Genomic DNA, 24,130 nt, shown 5'->3' on the forward strand with positions numbered 1-24,130 from the left:
CCCGCCGGCGCCCCCCCCCCCCCCCCCACCGCCGGCCCCCCCGCCGGGGGGCCCGGGGGCCCGGGCCCCGCCCGCCGCCCCCCCCCCGCGGGCGCCGCGCGGGGGTGGCCGACGAAAATTCCGGCGCCGAAGGGTTGTCGCGCAGTTGCCTCACCACTTAAATCAAAACCTGAACTAAGCAGTGGGGCGCGCCGGTCGAGTGCGCCCCGTGCCCACTTCAGGGAGCCGCTGATGAGATTGAGATCGCTGGGCGTCGCGCTGGCCGCCATGGCAGCGCTGCTCGCCCTCCCCGTCGCGCACGCACCGACGGCCCGGGCCGCCGACGCGCCGCTGTCGCAGGGCAAGACCGCCACCGCCTCCTCGGAGGAGAACGCCGGGACCGCCGCCGGGAACGCGGTGGACGGCAACACCGGCACCCGCTGGTCGTCCGCCTTCACCGACGACCAGTGGCTCGAGGTCGACCTCGGCGCCACCGCCCAGGTCAGCCAGGTGGTCCTCAACTGGGAGACCGCCTACGGCAAGGACTACAAGGTCCAGATCTCCGCGGACGGCAGCAACTGGACCGACCTGCAGTCCGTGACCGGGGGCGACGGTGGCACCGACACCCTCAGCGTCTCCGGGCAGGGCCGCTACGTCCGGATGCTGGGCGTGCACCGCGCCACCCAGTGGGGCTACTCGCTCTGGGAGTTCCAGGTCTTCGGCACCACCACCGGTACGCCCCCCGTCCAGGGCGGCGGCGATCTCGGCCCCAACGTGATCGTCGTCGACCCGTCCACGCCCAACCTCCAGGCGAAGTTCGACTCCGTCTTCGCCCAGCAGGAGTCGGCCCAGTTCGGCAGCGGCCGCTACCAGTTCCTGCTCAAGCCGGGCACCTACAACGGCATCAACGCCCAGATCGGCTTCTACACCTCGATCTCCGGGCTGGGCCTCAACCCCGACGACACCCAGATCAACGGTGACGTCACGGTCGACGCCGGCTGGTTCAACGGCAACGCCACCCAGAACTTCTGGCGTTCCGCGGAGAACCTCGCCATCACGCCGTCGAACGGCACCGACCGGTGGGCCGTGGCTCAGGCGGCCCCCTTCCGCCGCATCCACGTCAAGGGCGGTCTCAACCTCGCCCCGAACGGCTACGGCTGGGCCTCCGGCGGCTACATCGCCGACTCGAAGATCGACGGCACCGTCGGCCCGTACTCCCAGCAGCAGTGGTACACCCGCGACAGCTCGGTCGGCGGCTGGACCAACGGCGTCTGGAACATGACCTTCACCGGCGTCCAGGGCGCACCCGCGACCGACTTCGCCACCGGCTCCTACACCACGCTGGACACCACCCCGGTCTCGCGCGAGAAGCCGTTCCTCTACCTGGACGGCAGCACGTACAAGGTGTTCGTCCCGGCCAAGCGCACCAACGCACGGGGCGTCTCCTGGCCGGCCGACGCGGGCACCTCCATCCCGCTGGACCAGTTCTACGTCGTCAAGGCCGGCGCCACCGCCGCCACCATCAACCAGGCCCTCGCCCAGGGCCTCAACCTCCTGTTCACCCCGGGCGTCTACCACCTGGACCAGACCATCAACGTCACCCGCGCCAACACCGTGGTCCTCGGTCTCGGCCTTGCCACCCTGGTCCCGGACAACGGCGTCGACGCCATGCACGTCGCCGACGTCGACGGCGTCAAGCTCGCCGGGTTCCTCATCGACGCGGGCAGCGTCAACTCCGACACCCTGCTCCGGATCGGCGACCCCGGCTCCACCGCCGACCACTCCGCCAACCCCACCTCCATGCAGGACGTGTTCGTCCGCATCGGCGGCGCCGGACCCGGCCTCGCCACCAACTCCGTGGTCGTCAACAGCAACAACGTGATCATCGACCACACCTGGCTCTGGCGCGCCGACCACGGCAGCGGAGTCGGCTGGACCACCAACCGCGCCGACTACGGCCTCAGAGTCAACGGCAACGACGTCCTGGCCACCGGTCTGTTCGTCGAACACTTCAACAAGTACGACGTCTACTGGCAGGGCGAGAGAGGCCGCACCATCTTCTTCCAGAACGAGAAGGCCTACGACGCCCCGAACGCCGCCGCCATCACGCATGACGGCGTCGTCGGATACGCGGCCTACAAGGTCGCCGACACCGTGACCACCCACGAGGCGTGGGGCCTGGGCAGCTACTGCAACTACACGGCCGATCCGTCGATCGTGCAGTCCAACGGCTTCCAGGTGCCGACCGGCTCGGGGATCAGGATGCACGACCTGCTGGTGATCTCCCTCGGCGGCATGGGGCAGTACGCCCACGTCGTCAACACCACCGGATCGCCGACCTCGGGGACCAGCACCACCCCGTCCAAGGTGGTCCAGTTCCCGTAGCCGGCGGGGTCCGGCCGGGCCGGTCCGGGTCCGGCTAGGCCGTGCGCCGCCGTGCCGTCCGCAGCAGCAGCCGTCGCGCGGGCCGCTCCACGCCCTCGTAGAGGAGCCAGGACAGGCCCAGTGCGACGGTGAACGCGGCGACCGCCACGGCGGCGCCGGTGAACAGGTGGAAACGCGGGCGGGTGCCGAGCAGGTGGGTGCCCGCCCGCAGCACGAGCAGATGGACCATGTAGAACGCGAACGACAGCTCACCGAGCCGGACCAGCCATCGGCGCCGCCACAGCGAGGGCAGCCCGTGCAGGTCCGCGACGGCCGCCGCCGGGATGAGCAGCGCGAAGCCGGTGATCGTGCACGCCGTGGCCGCGTACTCGTCGGTGACCTGCGGGACCAGGAAGTAGCCGATGACCGCCAGCGCCAGCGAGGCCTCCAGGCCCGGGCCGCGCCACCGGCCGAGCAGCACGAGCCGCGCGGTGGCCGCGCCCAGTACGAACTCGGGCAGCCGGGCGGCCGGGAAGGAACTGATCGGCTGGGCCCACCAGTGGTGCGCGTCCGTCCAGGCCAGCGTCAGCACGGTCAGCACGGCCAGCGCGGCCAGGGCCGTGGCGCCCCGCCCGCCCAGGCGGCGCAGCAGCAGCGCCAGCACCGGGAAAGCGGCGTAGAAGAAGGCCTCGCAGGCCAGCGACCAGCTGACCGGGTCCAGCGTCTGCCACCACGGCCGCCACCAGGAGTGCACCAGGAACACGTCGGCCAGGGCCTGCAGCGGGGTCGGCCTCGGCTGGCGGGGCAGCGTGCACAGCATGACCAGCGCGAGGACGACGGTGACCAGGTGCACCGGGTAGATCCGGGCGACCCGCCGCCACCAGAAGCGCGTCGCCCGGTCACCCGGCCGCGCCGACCACATCAGGACGAACCCGGACAGGATGAAGAAGAACGACACCCCCGAGGCGCCGGCCTCGAACCCCCAGGACACGATGCGGCCCCCCGTGCCGCCGAAATAGCGGAAGTTGTGCACGTGCAGCCCGAACACCAGCAGCGCGGCCATCCATCTCAGCCCGGTCAGGGAGGGCAGCGAGGGGGCGGGGGTGGACGGCAGGGGGCGGGCGGGTGGCGCGGCGGCCGGAGCGGTCGGAGGGGCCTGGGTCGCCGTCGTCATCGAGTCACCTGCCGGAGGGTTCGCGCGTGGAGCATGAAACGGAGCGTTGCCCGTTCCACACCTTTCATTCCGGCCTCGTACAAAACATCACACCAACGCCGAGGCGCATCCTCGGCCATCCGGGCCGTCACTCCCGCCGCGCCCCGCACCCGCCGGAGTGGCGCCTTGACCCGCGCCTTTGGGGAGCGGCGCCACGCCGGAAGGCGAGGTCACAAACGGATGACACCGGCCGCCGCCGTGTTGACGGCGCGGTTCGGCGACGCCACGACGGCGCCGCCGTCGTTGGCCGACTGCGACGCCACGACGGCGCCGCAGTCGGCCCACGACCTGACGCGGCCCTTCCCGCGGACAGCTCAGCGACCGGCCGTCCTGGCGGCGGCGCTCGGCCGGTCCTCGGACGGCAGGTCCCGGACCGGGGACCGGGCGGTGGAGGGGGTGGTGGACGGGGCGGTGGACTGAGTGGCCGACGGTCTCCGGCCGGGAGCCCGTGTGGTCTCCCGTTGCGTCGGCGTCACGCTGGGACGTGGACCGGGCGTGGCCGGCGTCGGCGATCCCGAGTGGCGGTGCGGGGCGGCGGGGGCGGCCGGCGGTGCCAGAGGCACCTGGGGGGCGGCGGGCGCCGCGGGGGGCGTCAGGTGCAGCGACAGGGCGACGCAGGCGGCGACGGCACAGGTCACCCCGGCACCGGCCGCCGCGCGGACCAGCCGGCGCCGGCCCGCGGCGCGCCGGATCTCCTCGTAGCGGCCAGGCGGCGGACCGAGGTGGGCGGCCGGGGGCCGGAGGATGACCGCCAGGGGGTCGTCGGGGCCGTCGAACTCGGGCTCGTCGTCAAAGCGTGTGGTCAAGGCTTCTCCTCAGGTGACCGCGGAGCAGTTCTCGGGCCGCGTGCAGATCGGCCTTGACGGTTCCTTCCTTGCGCCCGGTCAGCTCGGACACCTCCCGGATCGGCATGTCAGCGTAGTAGTGCAGCAGGATCGGGACCCGCAGCCGCTCGGGCAGCGACTGCACCAGCAGACGTACCGACGGATCCGCCGGTTCGGCGTGCGGGCGGATCGCGGCCTCCGTGCCGGCCCGGCGCACCGCGCGGCGCTCGCGCTCCAGTCTGCGCCAGTGGTCCCGGACCAGATTGGCCGCGGTGACGTAGAGGAAGCCGCGCGGCTCCTCCACCCTCGTCCACCGGGCCCACAGCCGGGTGAAGGCCTCCGAGGCGATCTCGTGCGCCGTCTCGTCGTCGTCGACCAGGCGGCGGCACCAGCCGGCCAGGCGCGGGTACAGGGCGGCGAACAGCTCGGAGGCCGCCGTGTCACGGGACCGTTTCAACGTTCTCCAGGGGCGTGGGGGGAGCGGGTCTGACTCGTCCGGGAGGATGCGGGACCGGTGGCCTACGTTCCACGGGTCCCGCATCCGTTGCGCCGGGTCAGGCGGTCGTGCCGGTCAGCGTGGCGAAGACGATCACGTTGTCGAGGTAGCCGTCGCCGCCGCGCGGACCGCCGCAGGTGATCAGCCGCAGCTCCGGGCGGTCGACGTCCCCGTACACCTCCCCGGTCGGGAACGTGGCCTTGGCGACCGTACGCACCTTGTCCACGGTGAACACCGCCGACCTGCCGTTCTCCAGGCGCGCCACGGCCTGCTCGCCCCGGCGCAGCTCCGCGAGCCGGCGGAACACCCCGTCGCCGTAGGCGCCGACCGTGACATGGCCGAGGATCACCGACGGACCGGTCTGCCCCGGGGTGGGGGAGTACCGGTACCAGCCCGCCCGGTCGTGCGCGGTGACCGGCGGCACCTGCACCGTGCCGTCGGCCGCGAGGCCGAGCCGCAGCAGCGGGGTGTCGACACCGATCGCCGGGATGCGCAGCCGGACCGGCGTGGACCGGCCCAGTGCGGTGGGCGTGCCGGAGGCGGCCGTGGTCGTGGCCGGGGGCGGCGAGGAGTCCGGCCGTCGCCGGGCGGCCGGGGCCGTCCGGTCCGGTGCCCGGCCCGCGCAGCCCGCCAGCAGCGAGGCCGCCGCGGCGGTGACCAAGGTGCGCCTGGAGAGGGGGGTCATGCCCCGGTCGCCCGGCGGCGGCGGACGGCGAACACCGTCGCGCCCGCGGCGAGCACGGCCGCCGCGCCGCCGCCGATCAGCGCGCTCTCGGAGCCTGAGCCGGAGGACGGCGCCGTCACACCGGTGTCGGGCGCGCCCTGCGGCACCGCCGAGACCTGGCGGGAGTCCCGCGCCGGCGCGGGGGTCGCGACCCGGGACGGCGCGGCGGACGGCGCCTCGGACTGGGCGGGGGAGGCCGCGGTGGACGGGGCCACGGTGGGGACGGGGCGCGGGGAGGTGCCGTCGGCGAACGCGGGCACCGTGCCCGCCAGGACGGCGGTGCAGGCGAGTGCCGTGGCGCTCAGGACAGTTCGGCGCATGAGGACGCTCTCTTTCGTCGGCCCGCCGAGATCGGGGCGGGCTGGGTTACGGATCGAGCGGAGAGACGACCGGGCACCGGGGCGGGTTGTAAAGAACTGGCAAAGTCGCCGGCGCCCGATGAGGCCGGTGGCGGGGTGGGGGCGGGCGTTGGCCGGTTCGCCACCAGACTTGAGTGGTTTGTTTTCTTGAATCGCTCGTGTTTATGGCGATAGGTTGTCGCCATGACCGCCTCCCAGCCCCCGACGACCGCCGACGAGCTGCGCGGTGCCGGCCTGCGGGTGACGGCCGCCCGCGTCGCGCTGCTGGAGACCGTCCGCCACGGCGACCACCTGGACGTCGAGGCGATCGCCTCGGGTGTCCGCGAGCGGGTCGGTCACATATCGCTTCAAGCCGTGTACGACGCGCTGCACGCGCTCACCACGGCACGACTCATACGCCGTATCGAGCCGGCCGGCAGTCCGGCCCGCTTCGAGGGGCGTGTGGGCGACAACCACCACCACGTCCTGTGCCGGTCGTGCGGTGCCGTCGCCGACGTCGACTGTGCGGTCGGCGACGCCCCGTGCCTGACCGCTTCGGACGGCCACGGCTTCGCGATCGACGAGGCCGAGGTCATCTACTGGGGCCTGTGCCCCGCCTGTTCCACCGTCAGCAGTTCCTGAGTACGTCCAGCAGTCCACGAGTAAGTCGATCCGCCCCTTCCGGAAGGATTTCCCCCATGTCTGAGGCCCAGGAGAACGCGGGCAAGTGCCCGGTCGCGCACGACCGCGCACCGCACCCCACCCAGGGCGGCGGCAACCGTCAGTGGTGGCCCGAGGGGCTCAACCTGAAGATCCTTGCCAAGAACCCTGCCGTCGCGAACCCCCTCGACGAGGGTTTCGACTACGCCGAGGCGTTCCAGAACCTCGACCTCGCGGCCGTGAAACGTGACATCGCCGAGGTGCTCACCACCTCCCAGGACTGGTGGCCGGCCGACTTCGGCAACTACGGCCCGCTGATGATCCGGATGGCCTGGCACAGCGCGGGCACCTACCGCATCTCCGACGGCCGCGGTGGCGCCGGCGCCGGCCAGCAGCGCTTCGCCCCGCTCAACAGCTGGCCGGACAACGGCAACCTGGACAAGGCGCGCCGGCTGCTGTGGCCGGTCAAGAAGAAGTACGGCCAGGCCATCTCCTGGGCCGACCTGATGATCCTCACCGGCAACGTGGCTCTGGAGTCGATGGGCTTCGAGACCTTCGGCTTCGGCGGCGGCCGCGTGGACGTCTGGGAGCCGGAGGACGACGTCTACTGGGGTCCCGAGAAGGTCTGGCTCGACGACCAGCGCTACACCGGTGACCGCGACCTGGAGAGCCCGCTCGGCGCCGTCCAGATGGGCCTCATCTACGTCAACCCCGAGGGCCCCAACGGCAACCCGGACCCGATCGCCGCGGCCCGCGACATCCGTGAGACCTTCCGCCGGATGGCGATGAACGACGAGGAGACCGTCGCCCTCATCGCCGGCGGCCACACCTTCGGCAAGACGCACGGCGCCGGCCCTGCGGAGAACGTGGGCGCCGAGCCCGAGGGCGCGCCGATGGAGCAGCAGGGCCTCGGCTGGAAGAGCACCTACGGCACCGGCAAGGGCGGCGACGCCATCACCAGCGGCCTCGAGGTCACCTGGACCACCAAGCCGACCCGGTGGAGCAACGACTTCTTCGACATCCTCTTCGGCTACGAGTGGGAGCTGACCGAGTCCCCGGCCGGCGCCAAGCAGTGGGTGGCCAAGGACGCCGAGGCGATCATTCCCGACGCGCACGACGCGTCGAAGAAGAAGCTCCCGACGATGCTCACCACCGACCTGTCGCTGCGCTTCGACCCGATCTACGAGCCGATCTCGCGCCGCTTCCACGAGAACCCCGACCAGTTCGCGGACGCCTTCGCCCGCGCCTGGTTCAAGCTGACCCACCGTGACATGGGCCCGAAGTCCCTGTACCTCGGCCCGGAGGTCCCGGCGGAGACGCTGATCTGGCAGGACCCGCTGCCGCAGGCCGAGGGCGAGGCCATCGACGCCGCCGACGTCGCGGCCCTGAAGGCCAAGCTCCTCGACTCCGGCCTCACGGTCTCGCAGCTGGTCTCCACCGCCTGGGCGTCGGCCTCGACGTACCGCGGCAGCGACAAGCGCGGCGGCGCCAACGGTGCCCGCATCCGGCTGGAGCCGCAGCGCGGCTGGGAGGCCAACGACCCCGACCAGCTCGCCCAGGTGCTGCGCGTCCTGGAGGGCGTCCAGCGCGACTTCAACACCGGCGCCAAGAAGGTCTCCCTGGCCGACCTGATCGTCCTCGGCGGTGCCGCCGCGGTGGAGAAGGCCGCCAAGGACGGCGGCGTCGACATCGAGGTGCCGTTCACCCCGGGCCGGGTCGACGCGACCGAGGAGCACACGGACGCCGAGTCCTTCGCGGCCCTGGAGCCGACTTCGGACGGCTTCCGCAACTACCTCGGCAAGGGCAACCGCCTGCCCGCCGAGTACCTGCTCCTGGACCGTGCCAACCTGCTCGGCCTCAGCGCTCCCGAGCTGGCCGTCCTCGTCGGCGGCCTGCGCGTCCTCGGCGCCAACCAGGGCGGCTCGAAGCACGGCGTCCTCACCGAGACGCCGGGCGTGCTGACCAACGACTTCTTCGTCAACCTGCTCGACATGGGCACGACCTGGAAGTCCACCTCCGAGGACCAGTCCACCTTCGAGGGCCGCGACGCGAGCGGCGCGGTCAAGTGGACCGGCACCCGTGCCGACCTGGTCTTCGGCTCCAACTCCGAGCTGCGCGCCGTCGCCGAGGTCTACGCGAGCGACGACGCCAAGGAGAAGTTCGTGAAGGACTTCGTCGCCGCCTGGACGAAGGTCGCCGACGCGGACCGGTTCGACCTGGTCTGACCGACAGCGGTCAGACGGACAGCGGTCAGACGGACAGCGGTCAGACCGACGGCGGTCTGACGGACCGTGGTCCGACCGGTCGTGGCCCGATGCCCGGGCCGGCTCCCCGTGAGCCGGCCCGGGCATCGCCGTCTTCGCGGCTTCCGCCGACCGCCTGATCAACCGGCTGCTCGACCAACTGGCGGACCATTCCTGACGCGAGGGTAACCCCTTAGTGACATGGACTGGTCAAATCTGTCAGGCTTCCGACTCGCACCACTTCGCAACGCGTGAGGCCGCCACCGGCGCACCCCAGCCGGACCGGCGGCCACTCAGCAGGCCAGGATCCCGGCCTCCGCAAAGGAGTTTCGTGTGAGATCGACCCCCCACAAGGCCTTCGCCACCAGCGCGCTGGCCGTCGCGGCGCTCGCCGCGGCCCTGCTCCCCGGCAGCACGGCGTCGGCCGCCGACCAGGCGGCCTGCACCCCGGCCCAGGTCGTCGCCAACGGCGGCTTCGAGAGCGGCACGTCACCCTGGACCCAGTCCTCGACCAGCGTGATCACCAGCCGCTCCGGCCAGTCCGCCCACGGCGGCGCGAGCTTCGCCTGGCTGGACGGCACCGGCTCCACCCACACCGACACCCTCTCGCAGAGCGTCAGCATCCCCTCCGGATGCGCCGCGACGCTCTCCTTCTGGCTGCACGTCGACACCGCCGAGACCACCTCGTCCACGGCGTACGACAAACTCACGGCGAAGATCGGCAGCACCACGCTGGCGACCTGGTCCAACCTGGACAAGAACACCGGGTACGTGAAGAAGTCGTTCGACGTGTCCGCCTTCGCCGGCCAGACCGTGTCCGTCGCCTTCACCGGCACCGAGGACTCCAGCCTCCAGACCAGCTTCGTCGTCGACGACGTCGCCCTCGACACCTCCGCCGCCACCACCCCGGGCGACACCACCCGCACCCCGGCGTCGCCGTCGTACACCGTCAGCCTGACCAGCAACTCCGCCGGCACCGGCTGGACCGGCCACGAGAGCGTGACCTTCACCAACGCCTCCGCGACCGCGCTCAGCGAGATCTACCTCAGGCTGTGGGACAACTACCACGGCACCTGCTCGGCCCCGCCGATCACCGTCAGCAACGTCACCGGCGGCACCGCAGGCGCCCTCTCGGTCGCCTGCACGGCCTTGGAGGTCGCCCTGCCGGCACCGCTGGCGCAGGGCCAGAGCACCACGATCGGCTTCGACCTGGGCATCACCGTGCCCAGCGGCGCCGACCGGTTCGGCCACGACGGCGCCTTCAGCATGATCGGCAACGCCCTGCCCGTCCTCGCGGTCCGCGACGGCTCCGGCTGGCATCTGGACCCCTACACCAACAACGGCGAGTCCTTCTACTCCCTCGCCGCCGACTTCGAGGTGACCCTGGACCACCCCAGCAGCCTCCTGGTCCCGGCGACCGGCACCTCCGTCGACACCCCCGGCACCAGCGGCCGTACCGTCACCACCGCCACGGCCTCCAAGGTCCGTGACTTCGCCTGGGCGGCCGGGCCGTTCACCAAGATCTCCGGTACCTCCCCGGGGGGCGTACCGGTCAACATCTACTCGGTGTCGGGCATCAGCTCCTCCAGCGCCCAGTCCATGCTCACCACCGCCAGGTCGGCGGTCGACGCCCACGCCGGCCGCTTCGGGGCCTACCCCTACGGCGAACTGGACGCGGTCATCGACAACAACTTCTGGTTCGGCGGGATGGAGTATCCCGGCTTCGTCCTCGACCTCGTCAGCACCACCGCCCTCACCCACGAGATCGGCCACCAGTGGTGGTACGGCATCGTCGGCGACGACGAGTACAACAGCCCCTGGCTTGACGAGGCGTTCACCGACTACGCCACCGACCTGGCACAGGGGCTGACCGGCACCAACTGCTGGAACAGCGTGTCCTGGGCCTCGTCGGCCGAGAAGATCACCAACTCGATGGCCTACTGGGACGCCCACTCCTCCCGCTACTCCACCGTCGTCTACGGCTACGGCAAGTGCGCCCTGCACGACCTGCGCCGCCTCATCGGTGACACCGCCATGACCAACCTCCTCAAGAGCTATGCCGGTTCGCACTGGTACGGCGTCTCGACCACCGCCGAGTTCAAGGCGGCGGCCCAGGCCGCGACCAGCACCGACCTGACGTCGTTCTGGACCACGCACCGCATCGACGGCTGACACCCGACAGGACGGGGCGGGGAACATCCCCGACGGGCACGGCACCGGCCCGGGTTCCTTCCCGCTCCGTCCGATCACCGCCGTGTGATACCTCTGTCGTCGTCCCCACGCCGACGAACCCTGGTGTCCTCCACATGAGCAACTCCCGCCCTTTCAGCCTGCGTCGCAGCGAGATAGCCGTGAGTCCCGAGCGACTCGCGATGTTCGGCGACGCCGTCTTCGCGATCGCCATCACCCTGCTCGCCCTCGACATCACCGTCCCCGAAGGCCTGCACGACTCGGAGGTCCCGCACGCCCTGCGGGAGTTGCTGCCCGCGATCGGCGCGTACCTGCTGAGCTTCGCCGTCATCGGCGTGCTCTGGCTGAGCCAGCACGCCATGTTCCGGATGGTCGAGACCGTCGACCGCGGGCTGCTCTACCTGTACTTCGCCCTGCTCGCGGTCGTCGCGGCGCTGCCCTTTCCGACCAGGCTGATCAGCGAGTACGGCGAGACGGCGGCGGCCACGGCGTGCTACTCGGGCGCGATCGCGCTGTCCCTCGTTCTCCTCGGCGCAATGCACCTGCGGCTGCTGGCCGCCCCGTCGCTGGCGGCCCCGGGCACGGCACCCGGGGAGCTGCGGACGTCGGTCCGCCGCAGCGTCCTGCAGGTGCTGGTCTTCGTCACCTCGATCCCGCTGGCGTTCTGGTCACCCGGCCTCGCCAAGTACTGGTGGCTGCTGGTGATCCCGGTCCGCGCCCTGCACCGGACGCCGGCACCGTCCGGGCCGGCCACGGCCGAGGAACAGCAGCCCTAGGCCGCCGGTCCGGGTCAGGGGATGGCCAGTTCGGCCCAGATGGTCTTCCCGGACCCGGTGTAGCGCGTGCCCCAACGCTGCGACATCTGGGCGACGAGGAACAGGCCACGGCCGCCCTCGTCGTCCCGGCGGGCCCGCCGCAGGTGCGGTGCCGTGTGCGCGTTGTCGGAGACCTCGCACAGCAGGCTGCGGTCCCTGATCAGCCTCAGCAGCACGGGCCCGGTGGCGTACCGGATGCTGTTGGTGACCAGCTCGCTCACCACAAGCTCCGCGGTGAACGCCAGGTCGGACAGGCCCCAGGTCTCCAGCTGGCGCTCCGTGTCCGTGCGCGCCCGCGCGACCATCGCCGGGTCGGGCGGCAGCTCCAGGTCCGCCACCTGGCCGGCTCCCAGCCGCCGGGTGCGGACCAGCAGCAGGGTGGCGTCGTCCGCCTGCGGCCCCGGCGGCAGCGTCGACAGCGCCCGGTCGCACAGCTCCTCCAGCGGGCACCGCTGCCAGGTGAGCACATGGGCGAGACGGTCGATGCCGCTGTCGATGTCGGTGCGCCGGTCCTCCACCACCCCGTCGGTGAAGAACGCGACCACGCTGCCGTTGGACAGGCTCAGCTCGACGTTCTCGTAGGGCAGGCTGCCCAGCCCCAGCGGCGGCCCCGGCGCCAGCGCGGACAGCGCCACCGAGCCGGTCGCGTCGGCCACGATCGGCGGCGGATGCCCCGCGCTCGCCCAGACACAGCGGCCGCTCACCGGGTCGTAGATCGCGTACAGGCAGGTCACCCCGAGCGCCTCGTCGCCGAGCCCGTCGTCCGCGTGGGGTTCGGAGTCCTGCGCGACCAGGCCGTCGAGCCGGGTCAGCAACTCCGCCGGGTCGAGGTCCAGCAGGGCCAGGGTCCGTACGGTGGCACGCAGCCTGCCCATGGTCGCGGCCGCGTGCACACCGTGGCCGACCACGTCGCCGACGGTCAGCCCCACCCTGGCACCGGAGAGCGGGATCAGGTCGAACCAGTCGCCGCCGACGCCCACCCGGCTGTCGGCGGGCAGGTACCGGTAGGCCACGTCGACCGCGCTCTGCTCGGGCAGGTGCTGCGGCAGCAGGCTCCGCTGCAGCACCAGGGCCGCCGCGTGCTGGCTCGTGTAGCGGCGGGCGTTGTCGATACCGACGGCGGCCCGCTCGGTCAGCTCCACCGCAAGGGTCTGCTCCTCGGGCCCGAAGGGGTCCGGGTTGTGGCTGCGCCGGAAGGTGGCGAGGCCGAGGACCGCGTCCCGGGCGAGCAGCGGGACGAAGAGACTGGAGCGCCGGCCGTCCGGGGCCGGCCCGTCCGGCGATCCCGGCGGGGCGGCGTCGACGACGGGGCGGCTGGTGGCCAGGCTCAGTGCCTGCGGCGACGACGGCGGGTAGGAGACGGGACTGGTCCGGAACTCCTCCGGGGTCCGGCCGTGCATCCGCAGCAGGCTGTGGCCGGGCGCCGAACCCGTCGGCGGCTGCCGGCCCTCGATGACGGCCGGCGGGAGGTCCACCAGCACCTCGTCCGCCAGTTGCGGCACCGCCACGTCGGCGAGCTCCGCGGCCGTGCGGCGGACGTCCAGCGAGGCGCCGATGCGCTTGCCCGCCCGCACGAGCAGCGACAGCCGTTCCTGGGCCCGGTAGCGGTCGGTGATGTCCAGGGACTCCTCGAACAGCCCCAGCGGCTCGCCCCGGGCGTCCACCAGCCGGTGGTACGAGCAGGACCAGACGTGCTCGCGCACGGGGTCGGCGGGGGCCCGTCCCCGGTAGTGCATGCCCATGATCGGTTCGCCCGTCGTGAGCACGTGCTCCATGATCTGGTCCTCGTCGGGAGGATGGTGCCGGGAGATGAACTCGCCCTCGGGAAAGAGATCCGCCGCCGGACGGCCGACGTACTGGGCGACCCCCGCGAGCTCCAGGTCGGTGGAGACGTTGCCCCAGACGACCCGCATGTCCGTGTCGAAGATCGTCAGGCCCACGGAGGACTCGGTGGCCAGCCCCTGCAGCATGGCCAGCTGCGCCTCCCAGCAGCGCAGCTCCGCCAGCTCCGCCGCGACGACGAGGGTGGCGGCCGGGCCCTGGGACGCGAGCGGGCTGAAGGTGACGGCCGCGCGCAGGGTACTCCCGTCCCGGCAGGCCAGGTCCAGGACCGTGCTGCGGGGCCGGTGCGCCGTGCAGAGCGAGGAGGGCCGCTGTTCCGGATCCGTCGCCAGCAGCAGGGCCGCCGGCCGGCCGAGCACGTCCTCGGCCGGATGCCCGAGGAGGCGCTGGGCCGAGGGACCCCAGCCCGAGATGCGGCCGTCGGCGTCCAGCACCGCGGCCGCGGCCTTGGTGAGGTCCAGAGGACTGTGGAAGTCGACGTCGGCCGCGTTCGGAAAACGATCCATGGGCACCGCTTCCCTCCGTGCTCCCTCAGCATCCCGTGCCGCACGACGGACGACAACCGCACGGCCGGCCGTGGCAGCCGCACCACGCGAAGCTCCTGGTCGCCCGGGGCGCGGGACAGACCCTCGTCACCTGTCACGCACGCCCCCGGCGGCGATCCCGGGGTCCAGCCGGGACGGCCCGGCTCCCCGGAGGCGACCGGCGTCGCCGGCGCGGCCCGGGCCGCGCCGCAGGCCGGCCGGAAACGCCGCTCGGCACGGTCCGGGGAGGTGGACCGTGCCGAGCGGGTCAGGGCGGGGCCTGCGTCAGGCGGCCGTGTGCCGCCTGCGGCGCAGGGTCAGGTACGTGCCCGTGGCGCCGGCGGCCACCAGGGCGCCCGCGCCGAGGCTGACCGGAAGGGCCGGGAACTGGCCGGAGCCGGTCGTCGCGGCCGTGTTCACCATCGCCGGGCCCGGGGTGATGTGGGTGCTCACCGGGGCGACGTGGCGGATCGGGCCGATGTGCTTGACGGAACCGTCCGGGTTCAGCAGCACCTGCTTGTTGTTGGGGTGCCGGAAGTCGAACATGTTCGTCAGCGAGCCCGCGGTGGCGTCGAAGGAGTGGTCACCGACGCGGCCGGTGTGCCAGTTGTCCTCGATGAAGCGGGTGATCGAGGACTGGTCGGTCCGGGTGTGGTCGACCTTGTTCACCTTGCTGTAGGGCGAGATGACCAGCAGCGGCTGCCGGGTGCCGGGGCCGCAGCGGTCGGCGTAGCCACCGGACGCGGCCGGGCCGGCCTGGCAGGCGGCGCTGTCGAGGGCCTTGCCGTTGGAGCCGACCGTGGTGTCCTTGGAACCGTTGCGGGGCTTGGCGTAGGCGTGGTCGTACCAGCCGTCGGAGTCGTCGTAGGCGACGACGATCGCGGTGGACTTCCACTGCGGCGAGCTCTGGATGGTGTTGATCTCGTTGACGAGGAAGTGCTGCTCGTCGGTCGGGTCGGAGTAGCCGGCGTGGCCGTCCTGGTACGCACCGGCCTTGAGGAAGCTGACGGCCGGCAGCTTGCCCGCCTTGGCGACCGCGGTGAAGTCGGTCAGGTCGTAGTTGTGGTTGGCCTGGCCGTTGTGACCGATCTCGGTGACGTTCTTCGGCGCCAGGTGGTGCGGGTTGGACGTCGATTTGTAGTAGGAGAACGGGTTGTGGTGCGGGCTGTAGTCGACCACGGAGGCGCCGCCGACGTTGGTGTGCGTGGTGTCGCACTTGGCGTAGGAGCCGGACGTGCCGGTGTAGGCCGTGGACGGGCGGAAGCCGCCCTGGAACCAGCCCCACGTCACGTGCTTGGTGTTGAGCAGGTCACCGATGTTCCTGCCCTGGAGCGCCGCCAGCGCGCTGGTGCTGGTGTGGTCCTTGTCGGAGCAGTCGTCGTAGGCCGGGTCGGGGTCGTTGATGACCGTGCCGACGCCCTTCGCGTTCGGGGACGCGATGGCGTACGAGTCGGGCGTCGACGTCTGCTTTCCGGTGACCGGGTCCACCGAGACCGCGCCGTGCGTCTGACCCGAGGCCAGGTTGAGCGCGCCGGGCGTGGACGGGCCGTAGACCGAGCTGTACGAGCGGTCGTTGAGGGTGTACTGCTGGGCGTAGTTCCACAGACCGGTGACGGTGTTGCCGTCGTAGTAGTCCATCACCAGGCCCGGCTCGCCGAACAGGCCGCCGCTGCACTTGTCGACCTCGGTGTTCTGCACGAACTGGTCGGCCTTGCCGCCGTCGTAGGCCAGCTGCTCGGGCCCGTAGGAGTGGTTCTGGTCGCAGGTCATCGCCTGCGCCGGGGTGAGCCGCTTGGGCGCGTACTGGTTCGGGTTCTTCGTCAGCAGCCCGGCGTGCGCGACGGTGTCGACGTCCTTCGGGGTGCTCTTCGACGCCGTGAACTTCGTGCCGTCGGTGTTCGCGGCCTTCGGGTAGGTGGCGAAGTAGTGGTCGAAGGAGATGTTCTCGTCGAACAGCACGACCACGTGCTTGATCGGGGTCGCGGTCGACGACCCGCCGCCGTGTCCGGCGGGTACGGCGGCCCAGCTGGGCGCGGTGCCCCCGAGGACCGTGAGCGCGGCGGCCCCCGCGAGGGCCCCGAGACTCCTCATCGCCGTTCGTCTTCCTGTGCTGGCCATGCTGGTTCCCCTCCGGGCATGAACGTCACTGCGTCGTACAGGCAGGGATGCTTCGCCCGCTTCCCGGCGCTCCGGCGGAGCCATGATGGCGGGTGAGTGAACACCGGGTCAGGGATGCTGGGGCAAATCTTGACTGTGTGTTGACCGTCTGGGCTACGGAAATGCGCCGAAGTTGTTCGGACAGGCTCAGGTCAGCAGGGCGCGTCCGTACCAGTCGCTGCGGTCCCGCACCCCGGGCAGGGCGAAGAAGTAGCCGCCGCCGAACGGCGAGATGTAGTCGACCAGCGGTTCCCCGGCCAGCCGCCTCTGCACGGTCTCGAACTGCCGGGCCAGGTCCTGCTGGTAGCAGCAGAACAGCAGCCCCATGTCGAGGTTGCCGTTGCTGTCCATGCCCCGGTCGTAGTTGTAGGCGCGGCGCAGGAGGCGTTGGTCGGCGGTGGCCGGGGTGCGCGGGTTGGCCAGCCGGATGTGCGCGTCCAGCGGGATGACGTCGCCCTTGGGGTCGTCGGCGTAGTCGGGCGTGTCGTGCTCGGCGTCGCCGTCCAGGGGGGCCCCGGACTCGCGCGAGCGGCCGAACATCCGTTCCTGCTCGCTGAGCGAGACCCGGTCCCAGAACTCCACCAGCATCCGGATCAGCCGTACCACCTGGTAGCTGCCGCCCACCGCCCACTCCGGTTCGCCGGAGTCCTTGCCGACCCACACCAGCCGGTCCATCTCCCGGGCGCTGCCGGTCTCCGGGTTGGCGGTGCCGTCCTTGAAGCCCAGCAGGTTGCGCGGGGTGCCGGACGGGCGGGGCGGGCTGGTGAAGCCGTCCAGCCGCCAGCGGACCTGCATACCACCCCGGGTGTGCCGGGCCATGTCGCGCAGGGCGTGCAGCACGGTGTCCGTGTCGTCCGCGTGCAACTGCAGACTGAGGTCGCCATGGCACCACTCGGGGCGCAGGTCGTCGTCCGGGAACGCCGGCATCGTCGTCAGCCGACGCGGTCTCAGGTTCCAGAGCCCGTAGCGGTGGTCGAAGAGCGAGGCACCGAGGCCGACGGTCACCGCGAGCGCACCGGACGGGAGTCGTCCGCCGAGGACACCCGAGTCGGCGGGCGGGGCGGTGATCCCGGCCGGGTCCGGGGTGCCGCCCGAGGTCAGGAAGCGGGCGCGGTCGGTGAGCGTGCGCAGCAGCTCGGTCAGCTCGGCGCGGCTTTCGGCGGTGACGTCGAAGGAGGCGAACACGGTCGTCCGGCGGGGCGCGGCGATCGCCGCCTGCTGGCGGGCGCCGTGGAAGGGGGCGATCGGGCCGGGGGCGGTGGCGTCCGTGCCGGGGGCGGCCGCGCCGCCGGCGGCCAGCCCGGCCCCCGCGAGGGCCGCGCCGCGCAGGAACCCGCGGCGGCCCACCGCGCCCTTGCCGGCCGTCTCGTTCGCGCTCATACCGTCCTCCGCGGATCGCACAGGGTGGCCACCGACGCCAGCCGCTCCACCAGGTCGCCGAGGACCGCGTCGACGTCCTCGCGCTGCCGGTGACCGAGCTTCGCCGGCGGCGTCCAGGTGCCGCCGTGCCGGAAGCCGTCGAGCACCGTCCCGGCCCGCTGCAGCTCGCTCTCCAGACCGGCCAGGTCCGGGTACCGGCCGGCCAGCAGGGGGTGCAGCCGGGACAGGACCTGAACGGTGCCGTCCAGGTTGGCGCGGGCGGTGGCGAGGTTGCTGCCGCTGCCGTAGTCGGTACGGCCGGTCAGCTCGAACTGCACCGTGTTCTCCAGGATCTCGTGCGCCCGCAGCCCCAGCTGGGCGGGTTCCATCCGGGTCTGCGCCCAGTCGTCGCGCAGCGTGGTGACCGCCTTCACCAGGTCCGCGGCCGGGCCGCGCAGGTCCGTGGCCGACTCGCCGTGCCACAGGCCGTACTCGATCCGGTGGAAGCCGGTGAAGTCCTTGTCGTGCACCCCGCCGGGCAGTCCCGCGTCGGTGCCGTTGATCGCGCCGTCGGCGTCGCCGAAGGCGTCGTACGCCGCGCCCAGCCGCTCGTACTCCAGATGCGCGGGCAGCCAGGCCGTGCGGGCGCCGGCCAGGTCGCCGCGGTCGATCGCGTCGCGCAGGGCGGTGGTCAGCCGTACGACGCCGGACAGGCCGCCGCCGACCCACGTCTGGTAGGCGAGCGCCGGCGGGATCAGGTCGTGCTCGGTGACCGGGGCCGCGGCCGGGCCGCTGCTGCCCCTGGCGATCCGGACGGTCGGCCCGGTGACCGCGTCGGCGTCGTCGGGCACGCACTTGAACGCGTACGCGCCCTTGCCGAGCCGGACGGTCAGCTCCCGGGTCGTACCGGGCCCGATGTCCTCGACCTCGCCGTACACGGCCTGGCTCCTCGGGTTCTCCAGGAAGACCTCGGCGGCCCCGTCGGTCGGGTTGTGCAGGTCGAAGACCTGGAGACCGGACACCGGCGCGCGCCACCCCCGGCCGCAGCGGCTGGCGGACACCTCGACCGCGGTGTGCGGCAGCGCGGCCGGGTCGGCGTGCGCGGGGCGTGAGTCGCGCGTGAACGCCAGCACTCCGGCCACCAGGCAGACGACCGCGACGCCGACGACCGTCCAGGGACGCAACGACCTCCAGTTGGGGCCGGACAACACCATCCCGAGCTCCCGGGGGTTCGTACCGTTCGTGATCGCCTCATGTTAGGCAGCCCTTGGTACTCGAACGGCCGTCCAGGGAAAGCCATGACCAAGAGTTCCCTGCCGGTTCACCCGACCTCCGGCGGAGCCGCTCGGTCGGAACCGGGCTGGACCAGCCGGAAGAAGGCGCGGGCCCCGGCCGGCCGCACGGACTGCCGCAGCCGTGCCGGGAGCGGAACCGCGGCGGGCGCCGGGGCGGGGCGCCCGCCAGGCGCGGGAAGAGGGCCTCGGCGTTGCCGCGGTCCACGGCCGCGCGCGTGCCGGGGTCGACACCGCTGTCCAGTCCGTTGGCGAAGTGCTGGCCGGCCGCGGCGGGTGCGAACGGCCGGTCGCTGCCGGACAGGACGTGGCCGGGCCGGGCGAAGGCGAGGATCCGCTTCCTGCGGGTCGACGAACGCCACCACACCATCGCCGTGGCCGGTGTCCGCGGTCTGCCGGTCGACCCCGTCCGCACCCGCGTCCAGCACCTCACCATCCAGTGCGAGTGCCTCGACGACCTGGCCCGCGGCTACCAGCGGGTCCACGAACTCGGCTTGGACATGGCCCTGTCCGTCGGGCAGCACACCGACGACAAGGAACTCTCCTACCACGCCCGTACCCCGTCCGGCTTCGAGCGGGAGGCCGGCTGGAAGCCGATCGTCATCGTCGAGTCCACCGGGGAACCCGGCACCCACCAGGGCATCAGCGTCTGGGGCCACACCCCGGTCGGCCGGACCGTCCTCGACAGGCTCGACCAGTTCCGCTGCGGCGCCCGCTCCCTGCTCCACCCGGAGAAGACCGTCCCCGCGCCGAGCGGAGCCGGCATCCCCGACGACTGACGCCGACCGCCGGCGAGGCGGCCCGGCCGAGGTCCCCGGACGTCCTTCGACGGGGCGGCGTGCTCCGGACCCGGCGGACACGAGAAGATCGTCGGTGACCCACGCGTCCACCCGATCCCGGAAGGAACCGACGAGACCATGCGCCTCATCGCGGCCGGCGGCCCGGCGGAGGTGTCCGGATGACCGGCGCCGACGAACACGTCCTGCGACACGTCGACGGACGGGCCGGGCATCTCACGCTCAACCGGCCGAAGGCCATCAACGCCCTGACGCACGCCATGGTGCGACGCATCGACGAGGCGCTCACGGAGTGGGAGCACGACCCCGCCGTCCAGACCGTCGTCATCACCGGCGCGGGGGAGCGCGGCCTGTGCGCGGGCGGGGACATCCGTGCCGTCCACGACGACGCCCGGGACGGCGACGGCTCGGCCGCGGCCGCGTTCTGGCGGGACGAGTACCGGCTCAACGCGCGCATCGCCCGGTACCCCAAGCCGTACGTCGCGGTCATGGACGGCATCGTGATGGGCGGCGGGGTCGGCGTCTCGGCGCACGGCAGCGTCCGGATCGCCACCGAGCGGTCGCTGATCGCCATGCCGGAGACCGGGATCGGCTTCGTGCCCGACGTCGGCGGCACGTACCTGCTCGGCCGCGCGCCCGGCGAACTCGGCACCCATCTCGCCCTGACCGGCGCCCGGATCGGCGCCGCCGACGCGATGCTGTGCGGACTCGCCGACCACTGCGTGCCGCCGGACTCGATCCCCGCGTTCGTCGCCGACCTGGCCGGCCTCCCGGTACCCGAGGCGCTCGCCCGGCGGGAACGGCAGGCACCCCCTGGGGAGTTGGCCGGGCACCGGACGTGGATCGACGCCTGCTACGCGGCCGGCACCGTCGAGGAGATCGTCCAGCGGCTGCTCGCGCACGGCGACCCGGCGGCGAAGGAGGCGGCGGACACCCTGCTCACCAGGTCCCCCACCGCCCTGAAGGTCACCCTCGCGGCGCTGCGCAGGGCCCGCCGACTCGGCTCGCTGGAGCAGGTCCTGGACCAGGAGTACCGCGTCTCCTGCGCGACCCTCACCACCCATGACCTGGTGGAGGGCATCCGGGCCCAGGTCGTCGACAAGGACCGCACCCCGCACTGGTCCCCGGCCACCCTCGCCGGGGTCGCCGACGCGGACGTCGACCGCTTCTTCGCCCCGCTCGGCGAGCGCGAACTGGGCCTCGCCCCAGCCGCCTGACCGGCTCGACCGGCCGCCCATCAGGCGCGAGACGAAGATCACGCCTGGTGGTGCGGTCTTGGCCGTGCTCCTGACACGCGGTACGGTCTGTCCGATATCGACGACGGCGAGACGGAACCCGGTGGGAATCCGGAACGGTCGCGCCACTGTATGCGAGAGCCCCACAGCTGCTCGTGAGTCAGACCCGTGGCCGTCGTCCTGTGCACCACCGAGTTGGGACGCGAACTCCCAGAGGAGGTCCTGCCATGGCGCAGACCGTCGCTCCGCCGACAGCCAACACCCCCGCCGTGCCCGCCAAGCTGCCGCTGTCCGCGATAGCCCCCTGGGCGGTCTTCTTCGGCATCCTGATGCTGGTCCTGCTCTACTTCGTCGGCGCCGAACAGGGCGCCACCTCCGTGTTCAGCGGCACGGACGTCCACGAGTGGGTGCACGACGCCCGCCACCTGCTCGGCTTCCCCTGCCACTGACGCGAGGGGCGCCGAACCACCCATGAACTCCGCAACGGTCCGCAACCTCCTGGTGCGGGGCATGCTCGCCGGCCTGGCCGCCGGCCTGCTCGCCCTCGTCGCCGCCTACCTGCTGGGTGAGCCGAACGTCGACAAGGCGATCAGCTTCGAGGACGCCCACTCGCACGAGCACGAGATGGAGGTCGTGTCCCGCTCCCTGCAGTCCACCGCCGGCCTCGCCACCGGTGTCCTCGTCTACGGGGTCGCCTTCGGCGGCATCGCCGCCCTGGCCTACTGTTTCGCCCTCGGCCGCGTCGGCGGTCTCTCGGCGCGGGCGACGGCGCTGCTGCTGTCCGGCTGCGCCCTGGTCGCCGTGTACGTGGTGCCGTTCCTGAAGTACCCGGCCAACCCGCCGTCGGTGGGCGACCCGGACACCATCGGCAAGCGGACCACGCTGTACTTCCTGATGATGCTGCTCAGCGTGCTCCTCGCGGTCGCCGCCACCATCCTCGGCAAGCGGCTCCGGCCGCGGCTGGGCACCTGGTGGGCGACGGTCCTCGCGGTGGCCGCGTTCGCCGTCGTCATCGGGCTGGCGTACCAGTTCCTGCCGGTCGTCAACGAGGTGCCGGCGGACTTCCCGGCCGCCCTGCTGTGGCGGTTCCGGCTCTCGGCGCTCGCCATCCAGGTGGTGCTGTGGGGCGGATTCGGTCTGCTCTTCGGCGAGTTGGCCGAACGCGTCCTCAACCCCAAGCCCGCGAAGGCCCCGGCCGCCGCGCGCACGGTGCCCGCTGCGCACTGACCGGCACCGCGTCACACCGCACGACACGAGAGGGCCCACCGGAACCGTCCGGGGGCCCTCTGCGGTACGTCCGCCGTGAACCGGCCCTGCACCCGCCGGGTCTTCGGCGCGCGGCCGGTGCCGTACTCGCGTTCGTGACCGCTGACAAGGAAAGATGGGCGCGAGCGATCGATCAACGACTGCGGAGGAAGTGGACTCATGCCGCATGAGCGAGCGGGCCGGCCGGCGGCTCCGGAGGACCTCGTCGACGTGGCCCGGCTGGTCACGGCCTACTACGCACTGCACCCCGACCCGTCCGACCCGGGCCAGCGGGTGGCGTTCGGCACCTCGGGACACCGCGGATCGTCGCTGACGACCGCGTTCAACGAGGACCACATCGCCGCCACCAGCCAGGCCATCTGCGAGTACCGGAGCGGCCAGGGCACCGACGGCCCCCTCTTCCTGGGCGCCGACACCCACGCCCTGTCCGAGCCGGCCAAGGTCACCGCCCTGGAGGTCTTCGCCGCCAACGGCGTCACCGTCCTCGTCGACAGCGCCGACGGCTACACCCCCACCCCCGCCGTCTCGCACGCCGTCCTCACCCACAACCGCGGCCGCACCACCGGCCTCGCGGACGGCGTCGTCGTCACCCCCTCGCACAACCCGCCCGCGGACGGCGGCTTCAAGTACAACCCGCCCAGCGGCGGCCCCGCCGCCTCCGACGCCACCTCCTGGATCCAGGACCGCGCCAACCAGATCATCGCGGGCGGCATGAAGGACGTGCGGCGCATCCCCTACGAGCGCGCGCTCGCCGCGCCGACCACCGGCCGCTACGACTTCATGGGCGTCTACGTCGACGACCTGCCCAGCGTCCTCGACCTCGACGCGGTCCGCGCCTCCGGGCTGCGCATCGGCGCCGACCCGCTCGGCGGCGCCTCCGTCGCCTACTGGGGCCGGATCGCCGAGCGGCACAGCCTCGACCTCACCGTGGTCAACCCGTACACCGACCCCACCTGGCGGTTCATGACGCTGGACTGGGACGGCAAGATCCGCATGGACTGCTCGTCGCCGTACGCGATGGCCTCGCTCATCGAGAAGCGCGCCGAGTTCCGCGTCGCCACCGGCAACGACGCCGACGCCGACCGGCACGGCATCGTCACCCGTGACGCCGGCCTGATGAACCCCAACCACTACCTCGCCGTAGCCATCTCCTACCTCTACCGCCACCGCGAGCAGTGGGCGGCGGACGCCGGCGTCGGCAAGACCCTCGTCTCCTCGTCGATGATCGACCGGGTCGCCGCCGACCTGGGCCGTCAACTGGTCGAGGTGCCGGTCGGGTTCAAGTGGTTCGTCGACGGACTCGTCAGCGGGGCCATCGGGTTCGGCGGCGAGGAGTCGGCGGGCGCCTCCTTCCTGCGCCGTGACGGCTCGGTCTGGACCACCGACAAGGACGGCATCCTGCTCGCCCTGCTCGCCTCCGAGATCACGGCCGTGACGGACAGGACCCCGTCCGAGCACTACGCCGAACTCACCGCCCGCTTCGGTGAACCCGCCTACGCCCGCATCGACGCCCCCGCCACCCGCGAGGAGAAGGCCCTCCTCGGCAAGCTCTCCCCGGCCCAGGTCACCGCCGAGTCCCTGGCGGGCGAGCCGGTCACCGCCGTCCTCACGGAGGCGCCGGGCAACGGCGCGGCCATCGGCGGCATCAAGGTGACCACCGAGAACGCCTGGTTCGCGGCCCGGCCGTCCGGCACCGAGGACGTCTACAAGATCTACGCCGAGTCCTTCCAGGGCCCCGCACACCTGGCCCGGGTGCAGGAGGAGGCGAAGGCGGTGGTGGACGCCGCGCTCGGCGGCTGACGACGGGGACGG

Annotated in this window: 18 protein-coding genes, 1 pseudogene and 1 riboswitch; of the genes and pseudogenes, 10 read left to right on the plus strand and 9 right to left on the minus strand. The window is 72.3% G+C overall.

The features are described from left to right. Positions 1 to 231: 231 nt before the first annotated feature. A complete protein-coding gene (locus tag AB0472_RS21645; RefSeq protein ID WP_366358102.1) occupies positions 232 to 2,364 on the plus strand; it encodes a discoidin domain-containing protein in 2,133 nt (710 codons plus the stop codon). Between the two features lie 34 nt (positions 2,365 to 2,398). Here the strand turns inward: AB0472_RS21645 and AB0472_RS21650 are convergent, their stop codons facing one another. From AB0472_RS21650 to AB0472_RS21670, 5 genes are all read right to left on the minus strand, one after another. Continuing rightward, positions 2,399 to 3,517: an acyltransferase gene (locus tag AB0472_RS21650; protein ID WP_366358103.1), complete on the minus strand. Its 1,119-nt coding sequence runs from the start codon at positions 3,515 to 3,517 to the stop codon at positions 2,399 to 2,401. Positions 3,518 to 3,870: 353 nt separating this feature from the next. Beyond that, the gene (locus AB0472_RS21655; RefSeq protein ID WP_366358104.1) at positions 3,871 to 4,362 is read right to left on the minus strand and encodes a hypothetical protein; all 492 of its coding nucleotides are present in this window, start codon (positions 4,360 to 4,362) and stop codon (positions 3,871 to 3,873) included. Next, on the minus strand, positions 4,346 to 4,837 hold the full coding sequence (locus AB0472_RS21660; protein ID WP_366358105.1) for an RNA polymerase sigma factor: 492 nt from the start codon (positions 4,835 to 4,837) through the stop codon (positions 4,346 to 4,348). The genes AB0472_RS21655 and AB0472_RS21660 overlap by 17 nt, the downstream gene beginning before the upstream one ends. A 97-nt stretch (positions 4,838 to 4,934) precedes the next feature. Continuing rightward, positions 4,935 to 5,561: a class F sortase gene (locus tag AB0472_RS21665; RefSeq protein WP_366358106.1), complete on the minus strand. Its 627-nt coding sequence runs from the start codon at positions 5,559 to 5,561 to the stop codon at positions 4,935 to 4,937. Beyond that, positions 5,558 to 5,920, minus strand: a complete 363-nt coding sequence (locus AB0472_RS21670; protein WP_366358107.1) for a sortase-dependent protein — start codon at positions 5,918 to 5,920, stop codon at positions 5,558 to 5,560. Before AB0472_RS21670 ends, AB0472_RS21665 begins: the two co-directional genes overlap by 4 nt. 222 nt (positions 5,921 to 6,142) lie before the next feature. Between AB0472_RS21670 and AB0472_RS21675 the strand changes: the two genes are divergently transcribed. The 4 genes from AB0472_RS21675 to AB0472_RS21690 all read left to right on the plus strand — a co-directional run bounded on the left by AB0472_RS21675 (position 6,143) and on the right by AB0472_RS21690 (position 11,807). After that, positions 6,143 to 6,580 carry a Fur family transcriptional regulator gene (locus AB0472_RS21675; RefSeq protein ID WP_366358108.1) on the plus strand — a complete coding sequence of 146 codons (438 nt, stop codon included), beginning with the start codon at positions 6,143 to 6,145 and terminating at the stop codon, positions 6,578 to 6,580. 56 nt (positions 6,581 to 6,636) lie between these two features. Next, positions 6,637 to 8,823: a catalase/peroxidase HPI gene (katG, locus tag AB0472_RS21680; RefSeq protein WP_366358109.1), complete on the plus strand. Its 2,187-nt coding sequence runs from the start codon at positions 6,637 to 6,639 to the stop codon at positions 8,821 to 8,823. A gap of 351 nt (positions 8,824 to 9,174) precedes the next feature. Beyond that, on the plus strand, positions 9,175 to 11,013 hold the full coding sequence (locus AB0472_RS21685) for a M1 family aminopeptidase (RefSeq protein WP_366358110.1): 1,839 nt from the start codon (positions 9,175 to 9,177) through the stop codon (positions 11,011 to 11,013). 134 nt (positions 11,014 to 11,147) lie between these two features. Then, positions 11,148 to 11,807 (plus strand): TMEM175 family protein, encoded by a 660-nt coding sequence (locus AB0472_RS21690; protein WP_366358111.1) that lies wholly within the window; start codon positions 11,148 to 11,150, stop codon positions 11,805 to 11,807. Positions 11,808 to 11,821: 14 nt separating this feature from the next. On the opposite strand, the gene AB0472_RS21695 is transcribed toward AB0472_RS21690, so the two are convergent. From AB0472_RS21695 to AB0472_RS21710, 4 genes are all read right to left on the minus strand, one after another. Further along, positions 11,822 to 14,194: a SpoIIE family protein phosphatase gene (locus AB0472_RS21695; protein WP_366358112.1), complete on the minus strand. Its 2,373-nt coding sequence runs from the start codon at positions 14,192 to 14,194 to the stop codon at positions 11,822 to 11,824. A 303-nt stretch (positions 14,195 to 14,497) separates the two neighbouring features. Then, positions 14,498 to 16,303, minus strand: coding sequence for an alkaline phosphatase family protein (locus AB0472_RS21700; protein ID WP_366358113.1), 1,806 nt, complete (start codon positions 16,301 to 16,303; stop codon positions 14,498 to 14,500). A gap of 213 nt (positions 16,304 to 16,516) precedes the next feature. Then, positions 16,517 to 17,749, minus strand: coding sequence for an iron uptake transporter deferrochelatase/peroxidase subunit (efeB, locus tag AB0472_RS21705; RefSeq protein WP_366358114.1), 1,233 nt, complete (start codon positions 17,747 to 17,749; stop codon positions 16,517 to 16,519). Beyond that, a complete protein-coding gene (locus tag AB0472_RS21710; RefSeq protein ID WP_366358115.1) occupies positions 17,746 to 18,942 on the minus strand; it encodes an EfeM/EfeO family lipoprotein in 1,197 nt (398 codons plus the stop codon). Before AB0472_RS21710 ends, efeB begins: the two co-directional genes overlap by 4 nt. Before the next feature lie 401 nt (positions 18,943 to 19,343). On the opposite strand from AB0472_RS21710, the pseudogene AB0472_RS21715 reads away from it, so the two are divergent. The 5 genes and pseudogenes from AB0472_RS21715 to pgm all read left to right on the plus strand — a co-directional run. Further along, positions 19,344 to 19,799, plus strand: a pseudogene (locus AB0472_RS21715) (extradiol ring-cleavage dioxygenase); the annotation flags it as partial. Between the two features lie 179 nt (positions 19,800 to 19,978). Next, complete coding sequence (locus AB0472_RS21720; protein ID WP_366358116.1) at positions 19,979 to 21,034, plus strand: enoyl-CoA hydratase/isomerase family protein; 1,056 nt, start codon at positions 19,979 to 19,981, stop codon at positions 21,032 to 21,034. A gap of 67 nt (positions 21,035 to 21,101) precedes the next feature. After that, positions 21,102 to 21,243, plus strand: a riboswitch (cobalamin riboswitch). Positions 21,244 to 21,279: 36 nt separating this feature from the next. Then, on the plus strand, positions 21,280 to 21,501 hold the full coding sequence (locus AB0472_RS21725) for a CbtB-domain containing protein (protein ID WP_351960613.1): 222 nt from the start codon (positions 21,280 to 21,282) through the stop codon (positions 21,499 to 21,501). 22 nt (positions 21,502 to 21,523) lie between these two features. Beyond that, positions 21,524 to 22,279 (plus strand): CbtA family protein, encoded by a 756-nt coding sequence (locus AB0472_RS21730; RefSeq protein ID WP_366358117.1) that lies wholly within the window; start codon positions 21,524 to 21,526, stop codon positions 22,277 to 22,279. Between the two features lie 198 nt (positions 22,280 to 22,477). Beyond that, positions 22,478 to 24,118, plus strand: a complete 1,641-nt coding sequence (gene pgm, locus AB0472_RS21735; RefSeq protein ID WP_366358118.1) for a phosphoglucomutase (alpha-D-glucose-1,6-bisphosphate-dependent) — start codon at positions 22,478 to 22,480, stop codon at positions 24,116 to 24,118. Positions 24,119 to 24,130 lie beyond the last annotated feature (12 nt).

Source organism: Streptomyces sp. NPDC086777, from assembly GCF_040702065.1.
Lineage (GTDB): Bacteria > Actinomycetota > Actinomycetes > Streptomycetales > Streptomycetaceae > Streptomyces.

Bases quoted from the DNA above. Each gene is read 5' to 3' on its own strand.
- AB0472_RS21645 (WP_366358102.1), top strand. From the start codon at position 232: ATGAGATTGAGATCGCTGGGCGTCGCGCTGGCCGCCATGGCAGCGCTG.
- AB0472_RS21650 (WP_366358103.1), bottom strand. From the start codon at position 3,517: ATGACGACGGCGACCCAGGCCCCTCCGACCGCTCCGGCCGCCGCGCCA.
- AB0472_RS21665 (WP_366358106.1), bottom strand. From the start codon at position 5,561: ATGACCCCCCTCTCCAGGCGCACCTTGGTCACCGCCGCGGCGGCCTCG.
- AB0472_RS21670 (WP_366358107.1), bottom strand. From the start codon at position 5,920: ATGCGCCGAACTGTCCTGAGCGCCACGGCACTCGCCTGCACCGCCGTC.
- AB0472_RS21675 (WP_366358108.1), top strand. From the start codon at position 6,143: ATGACCGCCTCCCAGCCCCCGACGACCGCCGACGAGCTGCGCGGTGCC.
- katG (WP_366358109.1), top strand. From the start codon at position 6,637: ATGTCTGAGGCCCAGGAGAACGCGGGCAAGTGCCCGGTCGCGCACGAC.
- AB0472_RS21690 (WP_366358111.1), top strand. From the start codon at position 11,148: ATGAGCAACTCCCGCCCTTTCAGCCTGCGTCGCAGCGAGATAGCCGTG.
- AB0472_RS21695 (WP_366358112.1), bottom strand. From the start codon at position 14,194: ATGGATCGTTTTCCGAACGCGGCCGACGTCGACTTCCACAGTCCTCTG.
- AB0472_RS21700 (WP_366358113.1), bottom strand. From the start codon at position 16,303: ATGAGGAGTCTCGGGGCCCTCGCGGGGGCCGCCGCGCTCACGGTCCTC.
- efeB (WP_366358114.1), bottom strand. From the start codon at position 17,749: ATGAGCGCGAACGAGACGGCCGGCAAGGGCGCGGTGGGCCGCCGCGGG.
- AB0472_RS21710 (WP_366358115.1), bottom strand. From the start codon at position 18,942: ATGGTGTTGTCCGGCCCCAACTGGAGGTCGTTGCGTCCCTGGACGGTC.
- AB0472_RS21720 (WP_366358116.1), top strand. From the start codon at position 19,979: ATGACCGGCGCCGACGAACACGTCCTGCGACACGTCGACGGACGGGCC.
- AB0472_RS21725 (WP_351960613.1), top strand. From the start codon at position 21,280: ATGGCGCAGACCGTCGCTCCGCCGACAGCCAACACCCCCGCCGTGCCC.
- AB0472_RS21730 (WP_366358117.1), top strand. From the start codon at position 21,524: ATGAACTCCGCAACGGTCCGCAACCTCCTGGTGCGGGGCATGCTCGCC.
- pgm (WP_366358118.1), top strand. From the start codon at position 22,478: ATGCCGCATGAGCGAGCGGGCCGGCCGGCGGCTCCGGAGGACCTCGTC.